Here is a 14,271-nt window from a genome sequence, read left to right on the forward strand (position 1 = left end):
GTAGCAGGCCGGAGACGACGCCCCGGCCTTGCCTGTTATCGCTCGTCGCGACGACCACCCACCGCAGCCCAGATACGGCGGACGTGCACCGTCACTTCTTCGCGATCGTGATACAACTGCCGCGCCTGGATCTGAGCATTTATGCCATGTTCATCAAGCTGTGCCTGAATATACGCCAGATTGTGTGACACTTCTTCGTAGCGTTTTTTCATCGGCAGTTTGAGGTTGAAAATGGTTTCACGGCACCAGCCATTAACCAGCCACTGCGCCATCAATGCCGCAACTTTCGCCGGTTTTTCAACCATATCGCATACCATCCAGGAGATATTGCTGCGTGTCGGACGGAATTTGAAACCGTCTTCCCGCAGCCACGTTACCTGCCCGGTATCCATCAGACTTTGCGCCATCGGGCCGTTGTCGACGGAATAAACCCACATGTTGCGCTTCACCAGTTGGTAGGTCCAGCCGCCTGGGCAAGCGCCCAAATCCACCGCCCACATCCCGTTCGCCAGGCGTTCATCCCACTCATCCGCGGGAATAAACACATGAAATGCCTCTTCCAGTTTGAGCGTGGAACGACTCGGCGCATCTGCCGGAAATTTCAGGCGCGGAATGCCCATATAGAACGGCGAATTATTGTTGCTGTATGAGTAACCGGTATAGCAACAGCCTGGTGCAATAAAGAATACATGCACAACCGGACGCTTCGGCGTTTCATAGTTCGCCAGCACACCCGCATCACGCAAGGCAGCGCGTAGCGGCACGGTGAATTTACGGCAGAATTTCAGCAACTCTTTGCTTTCGTTGGTATCGGCAACTTCAACACGCAGTTCACCGCCCTTCTCTACTACGCCCTGTAACATACCGACAATGGGGGTAATACGATCTTCAGGCGGCAAATGCTGCAGGAGTTCCCCCACCACAAACCACTGGCGGGCAAAAATTAATGAACTGAACGGCAGCTCACGGATTAACTTATCGCCATCATCAGGTTGATAACATTCATAAATGACATAACCCGCATTCTCTTTCACGCGGGCAAAACCGAAAATTTCCCGCTGGCCGGCTTTATCGGTAATTTCTGCGGCGCACTCTTTTTCAAAGCCCGGACGGCACAGCAATACAACCTTATTCATGACTTACGCCCTTGCGCTTTAAACGGATAGCACCAACTAACATTAACGCCCAGCCCGCAAGGAAGCTCACACCGCCAACCGGTGTGACAAACGCCCACAAACGCAGATGGGACAGCGCCAGGCAATAAAGGCTGCCGCTGAACAGCACCGTGCCTAACGCGAGGAAAACGCTACTCCAGTAAAACCAGATACTGATGCGACGCTGCATTGCCACCGCCAGACCTAAGATCGCCAGCGTGTGGAACGCCTGGTATTCGAGACCGGTCTGGATCCAGCCCATCTCAACGGCCCCCATGGTTTTACTTAACACATGCGCGCCAAAAGCGCCCAGAGCCACAAAAATGAAGCCGCTAATGGCGGCGAAAATCAGCATAAAACGGCTGGTCATGGTCGTACCCTACGTAAATTATTGTTCATAACGAAAGCGGAATTTTTCTTGTTCAGCAGCGGCTTTCGCCAGGATCCATTGACGAAAGGCGGCTATTTTACCCAGTTCTGCCTGGCTGTCATGACAAACCAGATAAAAAGCGTTTTTACTGACCAGAACATCATTAAACGGGCAAACAAGACGTCCGGCCTCGATTTCAGATTGCGCCATCACGTTATTTGCCAGCGCCACTCCCTGCCCGTGAATAGCCGCTTGCAGCACCATGGCGCTATGGCTAAAAATTGGCCCTTGCTGAACGTTGATATGATTTAACCCCAACTGTCGGGTATATGTCTGCCAGTCACGGCGTGACGCATCATGTAATAACGTATGTTTAGCCAGATCTTCCGGGGTCTTCAAGGGTTTTTCGCCAGTCAGCAGTAGCGGCGAGCACACCGGCAATAAATATTCGGCGTACAGTTTTTCCACCCGTAGCCCCGGCCAGTTGCCCCGACCATAAAATATCGCCACATCAACATCATCCGCCAGCTTATCTTCCTGACGATCAACCGCCTGGATTCGAACGTCAATTCCCGGATAAGCTGAATTAAAGCTGGAAAGTCGCGGAACCAACCAATGAATGGCGAAACTGGGGAGTAAACTGACCGTCAACGCCCCCTTAGCGCTACGGGCCTGGAGTTTACGCGTCGCTTCGGTTAATTGCGAAAATATCTCTTTGATATCGAGGAAATAGCTTTGCCCTTCCTCGGTCAGCAGGAGTGAACGATTACGGCGGCGGAACAGTTTTAGCCCCAAAAAATCCTCAAGAGACTTGATTTGATGACTTACTGCGGCCTGGGTCACAAAAAGCTCTTCTGCTGCGCGAGTGAAACTTAAATGGCGTGCTGCGGCATCAAAAACTCGTAAGGCATTTAGCGGTGGTAATCGTTTAGACATGGCTTTTAAACTTTGATGTTAAATGAATTTAACAATTAGATCACACTGTGTAACCTATTAGTTTTTTTAATCTGAGCCATTATAAATTGTCCGTTGAGCTTCTACCAGCAAATACCTATAGTGGCGGCACTTCCTGAGCCGGAACGAAAAGTTTTATCGGAATGCGTGTTCTGGTGAACTTTTGGCTTACGGTTGTGATGTTGTGTTGTTGTGTTTGCAATTGGTCTGCGATTCAGACCATGGTAGCAAAGCTACCTTTTTTCACTTCCTGTACATTTACCCTGTCTGTCCATAGTGATTAATGTAGCACCGCCTAATTGCGGTGCTTTTTTTTACCTTGCGATCGCGAATTACTGATCCAGTTCGACCATCTCTTTCACGTCAGTACGGTTGATCTGCTGTTTGTTGCCATTAGCGTCTTTATACGAAATCATACCGGTATCGTTATCAGTCTGTGGTTTGCCGTCAGAGACGATGGTACGTCCGTCATTGGTGTGCATCACATAGTTCGAACCGGAACAGGCGCTCAGGGCAAAAGTCAGCATACAGGCAGAAATAATTGCGGCAGTCTTTTTCATCATCTTCTCCTTAAAGCGATTAATAAATCTTAATAGTATTGATTAACAGGCTAAAATTAACGCCTAACACTATTCAGCATATGTTACTGACGCGGCTTCGCCAGGATATCCAGATAATTCTGATGGTTAGCACTCTCCTTGTATCAAAGTGAATTTTGCGTCACGATCGGTGCATCAAGCCGAGGAGTACCATGAACGTTTTTAATCCCGCGCAGTTTCGCGCCCAGTTTCCCGCGCTACAGGATGCGGGCGTCTATCTCGACAGCGCCGCGACCGCGCTTAAACCTGAAGCCGTGGTTGAAGCCACCCGACAGTTTTATAGCCTGAGCGCCGGAAACGTCCATCGCAGCCAGTTTGCCGAAGCCCAACGCCTGACCGCGCGTTACGAAGCTGCGCGGGAAAAAGTGGCACAATTACTGAATGCACCGGATGATAAAACTATCGTCTGGACGCGCGGCACCACTGAATCCATCAACATGGTGGCGCAATGCTATGCCCGTCCGCGTCTGCAACCGGGCGATGTAATTATTGTCAGTGTGGCAGAACACCACGCCAACCTCGTCCCCTGGCTGATGGTCGCCCAACAAACGGGGGCCAAAGTGGTGAAATTGCCGCTTAATGCGCAGCGACTGCCGGATGTCGATTTGTTGCCAGAACTGATTACTCCCCGTAGTCGGATTCTGGCGTTGGGCCAGATGTCGAACGTCACTGGCGGTTGCCCGGATCTGGCGAGAGCGATTACTTTTGCTCATTCAGCCGGGATGGTGGTGATGGTTGATGGTGCTCAGGGGGCGGTGCATTTCCCCGCGGATGTTCAGCAACTGGATATTGATTTCTATGCTTTTTCAGGTCACAAACTGTATGGCCCGACAGGCATCGGCGTGCTGTATGGCAAACCAGAACTGCTGGAAGCGATGTCGCCCTGGCTGGGCGGCGGCAAAATGGTTCACGAAGTGAGTTTTGACGGCTTCACGACTCAATCTGCGCCGTGGAAACTGGAAGCAGGAACGCCAAATGTCGCTGGCGTCATAGGATTAAGCGCGGCGCTGGAATGGCTGACAGATTACGATATCAACCAGGCCGAAAGCTGGAGCCGTAGCTTAGCAACGCTTGCAGAAGAAGCGCTGGCGAAACGTCCAGGCTTTCGTTCATTCCGCTGCCAGGATTCCAGCCTGCTGGCCTTTGATTTTGCTGGCGTTCATCACAGCGATATGGTGACGCTGCTGGCGGAGTACGGTATTGCCCTGCGCGCCGGGCAGCATTGCGCTCAGCCGCTACTGGCAGAATTAGGCGTAACCGGCACACTGCGCGCCTCTTTTGCGCCATATAATACAAAGAGTGATGTGGATGCGCTGGTGAATGCCGTTGACCGCGCGCTGGAATTATTGGTGGATTAATGACAAACCCGCAATTCGCCGGACATCCGTTCGGCACAACCGTTACCATAGAGACGTTACGCGATACTTTCGCGCCACTGACGCAATGGGAAGACAAATATCGCCAGTTGATCATGCTGGGGAAACAGCTTCCTGCTTTGCCAGACGAATTAAAAGCACAGGCTAAAGAGATTGCCGGATGCGAAAACCGCGTCTGGCTGGGATATACCATGGCTGAAAACGGCAAGATGCATTTCTTTGGCGACAGCGAAGGACGCATTGTGCGCGGCCTGCTTGCGGTGTTGTTGACTGCCGTTGAGGGCAAAACCGCCGCCGAATTGCAGGCACAGTCGCCGCTGGCATTGTTTGATGAGCTGGGATTGCGTGCGCAACTTAGCGCCTCACGCAGCCAGGGGTTGAATGCGTTAAGCGAGGCGATTATCGCTGCGAAGAAGCAGGTTTAAGCACAGTACCAGGTCGGATAAGACGTTCGCGTCGCATCCGACCTGATTGTTTACCCCTGACGCGCCGCTTTCGCCATCATCTTCTTCAGCGCATGAGAAACCGCAACAAAACCAAAGGTGGCGGTCACCATCGTCGCGGCACCAAATCCAGATGCACAATCCATCCGCTTTGGCCCTTCCGCCGTAGCTTTCATTGCACAGACCGAGCCATCTGACTGCGGGTACACCAGCGCTTCGGTAGAGAACACGCAATCCACGCCGAGCTTACCTTTGCTGTTTTTCACTACGCCAAAATCGCTTTTCAGGCGCTCGCGCAACTTCGCCGCCAGCGGGTCCTGAATCGTTTTCGCCAGATCGGTAACCTGAATCTGCGTCGGGTCAATCTGCCCACCCGCGCCACCAGTCGTGACCAGCGGGATTTTATTGCGCCGACAATAAGCAATCAGCGCCGCTTTGGGCCGTACGCTATCAATGGCATCAATCACGTACGAATAACCGGCATTCATATATTGCGCTACGTTATCCGGCGTCACGAAATCATCCACCACCGTTACACGGCACTCCGGGTTAATCTGGCGAATACGCTCCGCCATAACTTCCGCTTTTGCCAGCCCAACGTTATCGCGCAGGGCATGAATTTGCCGATTGGTATTGGTGACGCACACATCATCCATATCGATAAGCGTGATTGCGCCAATCCCTGTGCGCGCCAGCGCTTCCGCCGCCCAGGAACCGACACCGCCAATACCAACCACACAAATATGCGCGTCAGCAAACAGTTGCAACGCTTTTTCACCATACAGACGCGCTGTGCCACCAAAACGCTGACGCCATGCATCACTAATTACCACAGACATAGCACCTCAGAATAAAAAGGGCGAGGTTATCCCTCACCCTGTCGTATCCGTCAAAACGGTATACAGAATAACACATCAGCCGCTAAAGACGTTACCTGCGCCCGGGGCGGTTTTCAGCACCCAGACACGTCCATAGTGGTTGTACCAACCTGCGCGGTGTCCGGCTTCCGGCCCGATCCCTTGATAGATATCGAAGTGTTGGCCTTTGATTGCGCCACCGACATCCAGCGCCACCATCAGACGCAATTCGTACTGACCGTTAAATTTGCCGTTATTATCCAGCAGCGGCACTTCTGCCAGCAAGGTAGTACCTGGTGGAATAATTGAACGATCGGAGGCAACAGAAGCACGGCCAACCAGCGGCACCGCACTTGCCCCTTTCACCGGTGCAAAAGATTGCGGTTTAAAGAAGACGAAAGACGGGTTCTGTTCCAGCAGCTCGCGAACCTCAGCTTCACTGTGTGTTTCGCCCCAGTGACGAATCGCCTGCATCGACATATCTTCTTTTTTCACTTCGCCACGGTCGATCAACACCTTACCAATGCTGCGATAGGCATGACCGTTTTTCCCTGCATAGCTGAAAAAGTTAAGCGGACTGCCATCACCAAAGTCGATATACCCGCTACCCTGCACATCCATAATGAAGTTATCCATCAGGGAGTTACTGTAAGCGAGAATATATTTATCACTCAGCGCTCCTGCGTAGATCTCCGCACGAGACGGCAGACGACCACGTTTTGGCGGCATACGGTAAATAGGATACTGGAACTCGCCCTGGCGGGTATGGCGCGCCTGAATTACCGGCGTGTAATAGCCTGTAAACTGCACGTTACCATAGTTGTCGGCACCTTCCATCTGCCAGGCATCAATGCCGAACTGGCGCATATTGCGGGTATCACCGCCTGCGCGCAGCCACTCTTGCACCGCGTTATAAACATTACTCTGGTTGCCATACAGACGCGGTGACGAATTACGGATATGGTTAATTTGCTCGGCAAAATCACCGGCGTTAATCGGCGCGCCAACGGCATCTGGCTGGTTCACCAGAGAGAAAGGCTGGGTAAATTTCCCGTCTTTATATTGCTGTCCGCGATCGGTTGGTTTGGAAGAGCAGGCGGCAAGCATTGCCACAACCGTGCCCATAAGAAGGTACTTTACCCAACGTCCTTTCATTGTTCTCTTCTTCAGGTTAAAAAATAAGGCGCAACGAAGATAACAAACCGCCGCGTTTAATGAAATGAGCAGCCTCTCCCTGACGCAAATTTTGCACAAAAAACAGGCTTTAGTGATTTGTTTTTGCTCAAAATCATACCAAATCCGTGATCTGGGTAAAAAAAAGGTTGCATGAAAACGCGAGCGGAGTATAGTGCGCATCCACGGACGCGGGGTGGAGCAGCCTGGTAGCTCGTCGGGCTCATAACCCGAAGGTCGTCGGTTCAAATCCGGCCCCCGCAACCAATTAAAATTTGATGAAGTAAAGCAGTACGGTGACGCGGGGTGGAGCAGCCTGGTAGCTCGTCGGGCTCATAACCCGAAGGTCGTCGGTTCAAATCCGGCCCCCGCAACCAATCAAAATTTAATGAAGTAAAGTAGTACGGTGACGCGGGGTGGAGCAGCCTGGTAGCTCGTCGGGCTCATAACCCGAAGGTCGTCGGTTCAAATCCGGCCCCCGCAACCAACACTTATGATGCTGATAAACCGCAATGTGTTTCACAGATTGCGGTTTTTTTGTATTTAAAATCTTTGTTCGCTGAACTCACAACACGTTTTTTATCTCCCTTCCTGCGAAGTAATCAATTATCGACTGGGCAACGTGTATCCCGGTTTGCTGGTATGACTCAACGGTGGCGGCCGCGATATGCGGCGTTGTAATGATATTTTTGGCATGTAGCAGTGGGCTAAATTGCGCCAACGGTTCAGAGCTAAACACATCCAGCGCCGCAAACACATTTCGTTCTTCAATCACCTGAAGTAAAGCGCCCTCATCCAGCAACTTTCCCCTTGCGGCATTGATGATCAGAGCACCATTGCGCATCATCGACAAATATTTATGACTAATAAAGTTCTCCAGCTCAGAAGAAAAAGGCAAAAGAACAATGATGACATGCGACTGCATAAAGATATCTTCAATTGATACAAACTGAACTCCAGCTTTGTCAGCAACCTGATAGTCGGGTTGTTTGTCAAAAGCTAAAAGCTCAACATCAAAACCGGATAACCTTTTCGCCAGAGTTTTACCTATATTACCGTAGCCAACCAGGCCAATCCGTTTCCCTTGTAATTCACAACCATGCGACTCACCCCAGTAGCCATTTTGCATCGCATGATAGCTGCCAGGGATATTTCTCATGCTCGCGAAGATAAGTCCAATGATAAATTCCGCAACCGCATTTGAATTAATCCCAACCGCATTATTGACAACAATACCGGATTGCTGTGCCGCACGAAGATCAATATTGTCTATCCCCGTCCCGAATCTCGATATTATTTTCACACCAGACAGCAATGATAGCGTGTCCGCCTGATAACAATCTTTTCCGGCGATGACCGCGCAAATAGATTCTCGTAATGCAGTGGATTCTGATTTAAGCAGATGCTCCACATTATTCTTAATAATAAGATTAAAATTATTCTCTCTTAGCAACTTGCTGGCGGAAACACAGCGTGCTGAAAAGCTGGGGACGGTGACCAGAACATTTTTCATAGCTGACACTCACTTCAAAGAACGCCACCCCAAAAGATGGCGTGACCGGTTACTGTATTTATATTTTGAAATTATGAATTTGCTTTAATGCCGAGTGCACCTCCTGGATGATATAAGCCGAAATCAGCACGAGTAAACTTTTTCAATTCGGAGAGCGCAAGCGCCACCGCATCACCAACAACCAGAACGACTGTTGATGAGCATGACGGCGCTAAACCTAAATTATCCGCCTCACTTTTTACGGGAATTTCAACGGATAAATCACAACTTATCGCAAGCGATGAGTGATGACTGCGTGTAAAAGAGATCAAATAATTACCCATTTTTTTCAGACTAGGCAGTGTCGCCAGGATTTCCGCCGTCTCACCACTGTTTGAAATAAGAATAACAACATCGTCTTTCGCCACCATTCCAAGGTCGCCGTGTACCGCTTCCGTACCGTGAACAAAAAACGAGGGAGTTCCGGTACTGGCAAAAGTTGCTGCGAGTTTTCTGGCAATAATACCGGACTTACCAACACCAATAAAAACAACTTTTCCCTGACAAGATTGTAATACTTTAATTAAATTAGCGAATTCAGAAAGTGGGGAATCAATAACCTCTTCTACTGCTTTAAGTTCGTTATGCATAAAATGTTTAATGAGATAGATAAGATCCGTGTTATTCATTTTTATTCTCCCTGATTAATATTTTTAATTACACTCACAAGACGCGTAAGCCCCATATATAATTTTTCTCGACCGCAGGCCAGGTTCAGACGAAGGTAGCCCTCCCCCTCCGTTCCATAGACATGCCCCGCCATAATGCCCACTTTGCCTTCATGAATTAATCGACTGTAAAATTCATCAAAAGGATAACCAATAGCAGAACAATCTATCCAGGAAAAATAGCAACCATCAGCTGGCCTTACGATCAATTCTGGAATATTTTCATTCAGATACTGCTGGGTGAATTGAATGTTAGAGGCAATATGTGCCTTTAATGACTTTAACCATCCCTCACATTCGTTATAGGCAATAATAGTTGCAATTATATTCAGTACTGATGGGGAGTTTACAAAATCGCGATACCTCGATATCGTTCTGAACTTATGATTAAAATTATCGTCAGTTGAAATCATATACGATCCTGTTAGTGCAGGAACATTAAATGTTTTCGATATCGAGTTAAATACTACTACTTTTTCTTTTTTTATTTTAAGCGCGGATGTAAAGCTACGATTAAAAACAAAATCACTATGGATTTCATCTGAACATAACCAGACATTATGCCTTGTACAGCTTGCAGCGATTTTATGCAGTTCTTCTTCCGACCAGACTGTTCCTGTCGGGTTATGAGGATTACATAATAACACCATCTTTGCGCTTTTAATCTTAAGATCAAAATCTTGCCAGTTGATAGCGTAGCCCCCCTCATTTTTTATAATCAAAGAGGCTGTCAGAATATTTCGCTCGCTATGTTTAATTACATCAAAAAATGCATTATAGACAGGTGTAAAAACGAGAATATTATCACCATGCGATGTCAATAACTCTATTGCTTTTGCAATAGAGTACATCACACTGGGGCTATAGGTTATCCATTCAGGTTTAATATCTGTTTGATATTGTTGATAATACCAGTTTACTATCGCATTCAGATATTCACCATGTTGCCAACGACTGTACCCTAAAATCGGGTGTTCCAGACGTTTTCTTAATGCCCTGATGATAACTTCCGGTATCGGAAGATCCATATCTGAAATAGAGAATGGTAATACATCTTTTACACCAAATCTGTCCTCGCAAAAGTCCCATTGGGTACAATATGTTCCTTTGCGGGAAACAGGAGTATTAAAAACATCCATCAGCATATCCCCATGTAGTTATCCATATCCCGACGCAAGGCGATGACTTTAGTACCGATAATGACTTGTAGGGTATTTTGATCAAGTTTAACAACCGCAATTCCGCCAGCTCTTTTTATTGCTGCCTCGTCAATCAATCCCATATCTGCGATTGTTAAACGTAAACGAGTTACGCAATTATCCAGGGATTTAATATTCTCTTTACCACCAAGTGCCTTAACCATCTGCTCCGCTGCTTGCAGCTCTGATTTATCAAGCGTTGGGATATCCGCTATAGCCGTATCCTCATGAGCGTTCAGCGTGACAGGACTGGACTCTTCACGGCCTACGGTCATCAGGTTAAATTTAAGAATAGTCCAACGGAACACAAAGTAATAAATAAAGAAATAGGCCACTTCGACACACACCGCTATTGGCCAACCTGTTCTTGTGCCACGCAATACGCCAAAGCTAATAAATTGAATCAGATCGCCAGTAAATCCCATCTTCACGCCCATATATGGCAAGACCATGTTGGCGAATCCATTCATAAATGCATGGAAGACAAACAGCAGTGGACTGACAAATAAGAACAGAAACTCAATCGGTTCGCTGACGCCGCCAATAATGACTGTAAGCACCCCGGAAATAAGCAATGCTTTGATAGCTTTTCTGTTTTGAGCATGAGCAGTGCGATACATCGCCAGCGCGGCACCAGCCAGACCATACTGAATCATCAGTTTGCCCTGCTCCATTTTCCCCGCCAAATCCAGCGGAATGACCGCATTCTCTTTAACGTATGCCATAAACATGTTCAGGGTGCCGTAATATTCTTCTCCGCCAATCACAGCCGAACCGCCGATTGGCGTAAAGCGGAAAACTGACGTCACCAGATGGTTTAAGCCAAAAGGAATCGTCACGCGTTCGGCAACTGCATAGAAGAAATAACCAACAGGACCGGAAGTTGATATCCAGTGGCCAATGAGCATGAAGAGATTGAAAAACGGCGGCCAGATAAAAGGAATGATCAGACCAAATCCACTCATCACAATCAGTGTAATGATAGGCACCAGACGTGGGCCGCTATAAAAACCTAATGATTCTGGAATGCGTAAATTAACGATCTTTTTATACATGCTGGCGACTAATAACCCAGCAACAATTCCCCCTAACACGCTGGTATTGTAGGACTGGATCCCCAGAATGATGGTTTGCCCATGTGTCGACATTTGGTCAGCAGCGACCAATAAGTCGTGCTGTTTAAGATAAAAGTTCGTTCCCAGATGCATCGCCATAAAACCAATTAAGCCAGAAAAAGCGCCATAGGCTTTATCCTCTTTCTCTTTTAATAATCCTAAGGGAATTGCTATCGCAAACAATACAGGTAAATTAACAAAGGCAAACAAACCAAGGCTAACAATAAAATCAAGAATGGTTTTAATTACGGGAATAGCCAGTAGTGGAATTAATTTTGCCATATCATCGCTGGCTAAACCACTTCCCAGCCCTAACATCATGCCACATACACTTAGCAGAGCGATGGGATACATAAATGCCTTCCCCAGGCTCTGAAAAAAACTCCAGGCTTTCTTTTGTTTCATGCGGGTTATCTCATATAAATGTTATATATAATTAGTCCATTAATACTTTGGTGCGAATAGAGAGATATAGTTTTTCTTCCAAAATCAATTCATATTTAAAAGTGGCGTACAAATACCTTTCGATTTCATGAATTGCGCGCTGTAACAGAATGTCTTTCTCAAGAAACTGCTCATAGATGTCACCAATATCTTTCTGTTTTATCTTTTCATTACATAAAACTCGATTAGAAAAATACTTAAGGTGCATCATAAATCTTGAATAGTTAAATGAACTTCTGTCCACCTTTCGGTTATAAATACCCTCGATAATCTCCGTGATTTTTTGAGATAATTCAATAATCCGTACCGATTCATAATCAGATGAATTTTCATAGTTATTTAAAATATGCAATGCAATAAAACCAATCTCATCATCCGGAAGTTGAAAGCTAAATTGCTCATTGATGATGGTTAATGCATCCCGGCTTATTGCATATTCTGCTTTGTACAACGCTTTGATTTCCTCAAGAAAAAAATTATTGATTTGTATTCCGGAGGAGACTCTGGATATTGCATTTGAAATGTGATCGGCAAGAATAAGCAATAGCGATGGATTTAACTTTCTTTCAAGATTACACTCCGCGTAGTACACTATCTTTTCGGCAACAAACACATACTCAATATCCACATGTTCGATCAATTTATAGAGTTTGTTTTTTTGTTCATTTCTGACATAAAAAACTCTGTTAGCCGGATGCTCAGGGACCGACATTCCATATTTTTTGTTGTAACCGACGCCAGGCCCAGAAATGATAACCTCCTGTCCATTCATCGATGCCTGTACACAATTATTGTTCATGACTTTTTCGATGATCATTCCATAGCTCCAAAAAAAAAGGCAAGGCACGTCAGAAGTAATAATTACTTCAAACATTGCCTTGCCTGATTTAACAGTTACAAGATGATTAACTAATGCATATACATTACACGGAATTGTGCTTAATTAAAGAGATGGTCGGCTTATTTTTCAAGCCGACATTCAAATATCCGACATCAGTCACAAAACCAGCGTCTAATATTCAGGTAAATGTTATCTATTCAACGAAATATAAATTCATTGAATAAATAAAAACATTATCCCCTTCTCGCCAGCGTCGCCCCATCGGCAAAATACGCTTTAATTCCCGCAAGAATAGACTCCGCAACTTCCTGCTGGAAAGTCGCCGTTTTCAGTTTACGCTCTTCCTCAACGTTACTGATAAACGCCGTTTCGACCAGAATGGAGGGAATATCTGGTGCCTTTAGTACGGCAAACCCGGCCTGTTCAACTTGATTTTTATGCAGCTTGTTGATTTTACCGAGCTTATTCAGCACCGCTTTACCAAACTTCAGGCTGTCGGCAATGGTCAGCGACTGCACCATATCGAACATGGTGTGGTCGACATAGCGGTCACCGCTTTTGCTCACGCCACCAATCAAGTCCGAGGCGTTCTGGGTTTGTGCCAGATATTTTGCCGCAGTACTGGTTGCACCTTTGGTTGAGAGCGCAAACACAGAGGAACCGCTCGGCTGACGACTGGTAAAGGCGTCGGCATGGATAGAGACAAACAGGTCAGCACGCTGTTTCTGGGCTTTTGCTACGCGTACTTGCAACGGAATGAAGATGTCTTCATTGCGCGTCATGTACACCTTCATATTGCCCTCTTTCTCGATCAGAGAGCGCAGACGGCGAGCTATTTGCAATACCACGTCTTTTTCGCGCGTTTTGTATTTCCCCACCGCACCGGAGTCTTCGCCACCGTGGCCAGGGTCAAGCATAATGACAATCGGACGATCCCGCCCAGCTTTACCCGGTTGTGGACCACTTTGTGCTGGCGGCACCTGCTTTTCGAGGTCGCCTTTGTTGTAATCCTCCAGCAGCGCCAGCAGCGGGTCCTGCATATCCTGTGCATTGGCCGGATAGAGGTCCATCACCAGACGCTCTTTAAACCCGGCAACCGGCGCAAGGGCAAACAGCTGCGGTTTTACGTTTTGCTTTAATTCAAAAACCATGCGTACGGTTTGCGGGTCAAATTGCCCGACGCGCGCCGACTTGATGAACGGGTCGTCTGCACGAATTTGTGCCGCCATCCCCTTGAGTACCGAGTTCAGGTTTACATCTTCGATATCCACCACCACGCGTTCCGGGTTACTCAACGCGAACTGCTTATATTTCAGCTGACGATTTGATTCTACCGTCACGCGGGTGTAGCTGGACGCAGGCCAGACGCGCACCGCCACGACCTGGCTGACCGCAGCCAGACTGACCTGACTTACGCTCAATAGCCACATGGCACCCGCGCCTTGCAGTAAACGACGACGGCTGATTGCAGTGTTGGATCCTGACATGCCTCTCCCGAGCAAAAGAAATCTAAGCTGTGTAACAAG

General features: G+C 47.6%; 14 protein-coding genes and 3 tRNA genes. 5 read left to right on the plus strand and 12 right to left on the minus strand.

Annotated features, from left to right (window positions below; genetic code table 11):
* Positions 1-35 precede the first annotated feature (35 nt).
* The 4 genes from rlmM to ACJHX7_RS09005 all read right to left on the minus strand — a co-directional run bounded on the left by rlmM (position 36) and on the right by ACJHX7_RS09005 (position 3,038).
* Positions 36-1,136 (minus strand): 23S rRNA (cytidine(2498)-2'-O)-methyltransferase RlmM, encoded by a 1,101-nt coding sequence (gene rlmM / locus ACJHX7_RS08990; RefSeq protein ID WP_001045520.1) that lies wholly within the window; start codon positions 1,134-1,136, stop codon positions 36-38.
* Positions 1,129-1,524 carry a DUF423 domain-containing protein gene (locus tag ACJHX7_RS08995; protein WP_000203905.1) on the minus strand — a complete coding sequence of 132 codons (396 nt, stop codon included), beginning with the start codon at positions 1,522-1,524 and terminating at the stop codon, positions 1,129-1,131. Before ACJHX7_RS08995 ends, rlmM begins: the two co-directional genes overlap by 8 nt.
* 18 nt (positions 1,525-1,542) lie before the next feature.
* Positions 1,543-2,460, minus strand: a complete 918-nt coding sequence (gene gcvA / locus ACJHX7_RS09000; protein ID WP_000044401.1) for a glycine cleavage system transcriptional regulator GcvA — start codon at positions 2,458-2,460, stop codon at positions 1,543-1,545.
* A gap of 350 nt (positions 2,461-2,810) precedes the next feature.
* Positions 2,811-3,038: a YgdI/YgdR family lipoprotein gene (locus ACJHX7_RS09005; protein ID WP_000750398.1), complete on the minus strand. Its 228-nt coding sequence runs from the start codon at positions 3,036-3,038 to the stop codon at positions 2,811-2,813.
* Positions 3,039-3,229: 191 nt separating this feature from the next.
* Between ACJHX7_RS09005 and csdA the strand changes: the two genes are divergently transcribed.
* Positions 3,230-4,435, plus strand: coding sequence for a cysteine desulfurase CsdA (csdA, locus tag ACJHX7_RS09010; RefSeq protein WP_094030478.1), 1,206 nt, complete (start codon positions 3,230-3,232; stop codon positions 4,433-4,435).
* Positions 4,435-4,878 (plus strand): cysteine desulfurase sulfur acceptor subunit CsdE, encoded by a 444-nt coding sequence (gene csdE / locus ACJHX7_RS09015; protein WP_410231555.1) that lies wholly within the window; start codon positions 4,435-4,437, stop codon positions 4,876-4,878. The genes csdA and csdE overlap by 1 nt, the downstream gene beginning before the upstream one ends.
* 50 nt (positions 4,879-4,928) lie before the next feature.
* Here the strand turns inward: csdE and tcdA are convergent, their stop codons facing one another.
* Positions 4,929-5,735 (minus strand): tRNA cyclic N6-threonylcarbamoyladenosine(37) synthase TcdA, encoded by an 807-nt coding sequence (tcdA, locus tag ACJHX7_RS09020; RefSeq protein ID WP_094030480.1) that lies wholly within the window; start codon positions 5,733-5,735, stop codon positions 4,929-4,931.
* A gap of 75 nt (positions 5,736-5,810) precedes the next feature.
* A complete protein-coding gene (gene mltA / locus ACJHX7_RS09025) occupies positions 5,811-6,908 on the minus strand; it encodes a murein transglycosylase A (RefSeq protein ID WP_000678646.1) in 1,098 nt (365 codons plus the stop codon).
* Between the two features lie 208 nt (positions 6,909-7,116).
* Between mltA and ACJHX7_RS09030 the strand changes: the two genes are divergently transcribed.
* The 3 genes from ACJHX7_RS09030 (at position 7,117) to ACJHX7_RS09040 (ending at position 7,413) form a co-directional block, all read left to right on the plus strand.
* A tRNA-Met gene (locus ACJHX7_RS09030) sits at positions 7,117-7,193 on the plus strand.
* Positions 7,194-7,226: 33 nt separating this feature from the next.
* Positions 7,227-7,303 (plus strand) — tRNA-Met (locus tag ACJHX7_RS09035).
* A 33-nt stretch (positions 7,304-7,336) separates the two neighbouring features.
* Positions 7,337-7,413, plus strand: a tRNA-Met gene (locus tag ACJHX7_RS09040).
* A gap of 78 nt (positions 7,414-7,491) precedes the next feature.
* Here the strand turns inward: ACJHX7_RS09040 and ACJHX7_RS09045 are convergent.
* The 6 genes from ACJHX7_RS09045 to amiC all read right to left on the minus strand — a co-directional run bounded on the left by ACJHX7_RS09045 (position 7,492) and on the right by amiC (position 14,232).
* On the minus strand, positions 7,492-8,439 hold the full coding sequence (locus ACJHX7_RS09045; RefSeq protein WP_016237483.1) for a phosphoglycerate dehydrogenase: 948 nt from the start codon (positions 8,437-8,439) through the stop codon (positions 7,492-7,494).
* Positions 8,440-8,510: 71 nt separating this feature from the next.
* Positions 8,511-9,107 carry an SIS domain-containing protein gene (locus ACJHX7_RS09050; protein ID WP_001066236.1) on the minus strand — a complete coding sequence of 199 codons (597 nt, stop codon included), beginning with the start codon at positions 9,105-9,107 and terminating at the stop codon, positions 8,511-8,513.
* Between the two features lie 2 nt (positions 9,108-9,109).
* The gene (locus ACJHX7_RS09055) at positions 9,110-10,285 is read right to left on the minus strand and encodes a MalY/PatB family protein (protein WP_094030015.1); all 1,176 of its coding nucleotides are present in this window, start codon (positions 10,283-10,285) and stop codon (positions 9,110-9,112) included.
* Positions 10,285-11,865: a PTS transporter subunit EIIC gene (locus ACJHX7_RS09060; RefSeq protein WP_094030016.1), complete on the minus strand. Its 1,581-nt coding sequence runs from the start codon at positions 11,863-11,865 to the stop codon at positions 10,285-10,287. Before ACJHX7_RS09060 ends, ACJHX7_RS09055 begins: the two co-directional genes overlap by 1 nt.
* 31 nt (positions 11,866-11,896) lie before the next feature.
* Positions 11,897-12,721 carry a PRD domain-containing protein gene (locus ACJHX7_RS09065; RefSeq protein ID WP_001361321.1) on the minus strand — a complete coding sequence of 275 codons (825 nt, stop codon included), beginning with the start codon at positions 12,719-12,721 and terminating at the stop codon, positions 11,897-11,899.
* A gap of 257 nt (positions 12,722-12,978) precedes the next feature.
* Positions 12,979-14,232 (minus strand): N-acetylmuramoyl-L-alanine amidase AmiC, encoded by a 1,254-nt coding sequence (gene amiC, locus ACJHX7_RS09070; protein WP_000016907.1) that lies wholly within the window; start codon positions 14,230-14,232, stop codon positions 12,979-12,981.
* Between the last annotated feature and the right edge of the window lie 39 nt (positions 14,233-14,271).

The sequence above is a fragment of the Escherichia sp. WS1451 genome (genome assembly GCF_046487365.1).
Lineage (GTDB): Bacteria > Pseudomonadota > Gammaproteobacteria > Enterobacterales > Enterobacteriaceae > Escherichia > Escherichia coli.

Coding starts and splice junctions, on each gene's coding strand:
- rlmM (WP_001045520.1), bottom strand. CDS start 1,136: ATGAATAAGGTTGTATTGCTGTGCCGTCCGGGCTTTGAAAAAGAGTGC.
- ACJHX7_RS08995 (WP_000203905.1), bottom strand. CDS start 1,524: ATGACCAGCCGTTTTATGCTGATTTTCGCCGCCATTAGCGGCTTCATT.
- gcvA (WP_000044401.1), bottom strand. CDS start 2,460: ATGTCTAAACGATTACCACCGCTAAATGCCTTACGAGTTTTTGATGCC.
- ACJHX7_RS09005 (WP_000750398.1), bottom strand. CDS start 3,038: ATGAAAAAGACTGCCGCAATTATTTCTGCCTGTATGCTGACTTTTGCC.
- csdA (WP_094030478.1), top strand. CDS start 3,230: ATGAACGTTTTTAATCCCGCGCAGTTTCGCGCCCAGTTTCCCGCGCTA.
- csdE (WP_410231555.1), top strand. CDS start 4,435: ATGACAAACCCGCAATTCGCCGGACATCCGTTCGGCACAACCGTTACC.
- tcdA (WP_094030480.1), bottom strand. CDS start 5,735: ATGTCTGTGGTAATTAGTGATGCATGGCGTCAGCGTTTTGGTGGCACA.
- mltA (WP_000678646.1), bottom strand. CDS start 6,908: ATGAAAGGACGTTGGGTAAAGTACCTTCTTATGGGCACGGTTGTGGCA.
- ACJHX7_RS09045 (WP_016237483.1), bottom strand. CDS start 8,439: ATGAAAAATGTTCTGGTCACCGTCCCCAGCTTTTCAGCACGCTGTGTT.
- ACJHX7_RS09050 (WP_001066236.1), bottom strand. CDS start 9,107: ATGAATAACACGGATCTTATCTATCTCATTAAACATTTTATGCATAAC.
- ACJHX7_RS09055 (WP_094030015.1), bottom strand. CDS start 10,285: ATGGATGTTTTTAATACTCCTGTTTCCCGCAAAGGAACATATTGTACC.
- ACJHX7_RS09060 (WP_094030016.1), bottom strand. CDS start 11,865: ATGAAACAAAAGAAAGCCTGGAGTTTTTTTCAGAGCCTGGGGAAGGCA.
- ACJHX7_RS09065 (WP_001361321.1), bottom strand. CDS start 12,721: ATGATCATCGAAAAAGTCATGAACAATAATTGTGTACAGGCATCGATG.
- amiC (WP_000016907.1), bottom strand. CDS start 14,232: ATGTCAGGATCCAACACTGCAATCAGCCGTCGTCGTTTACTGCAAGGC.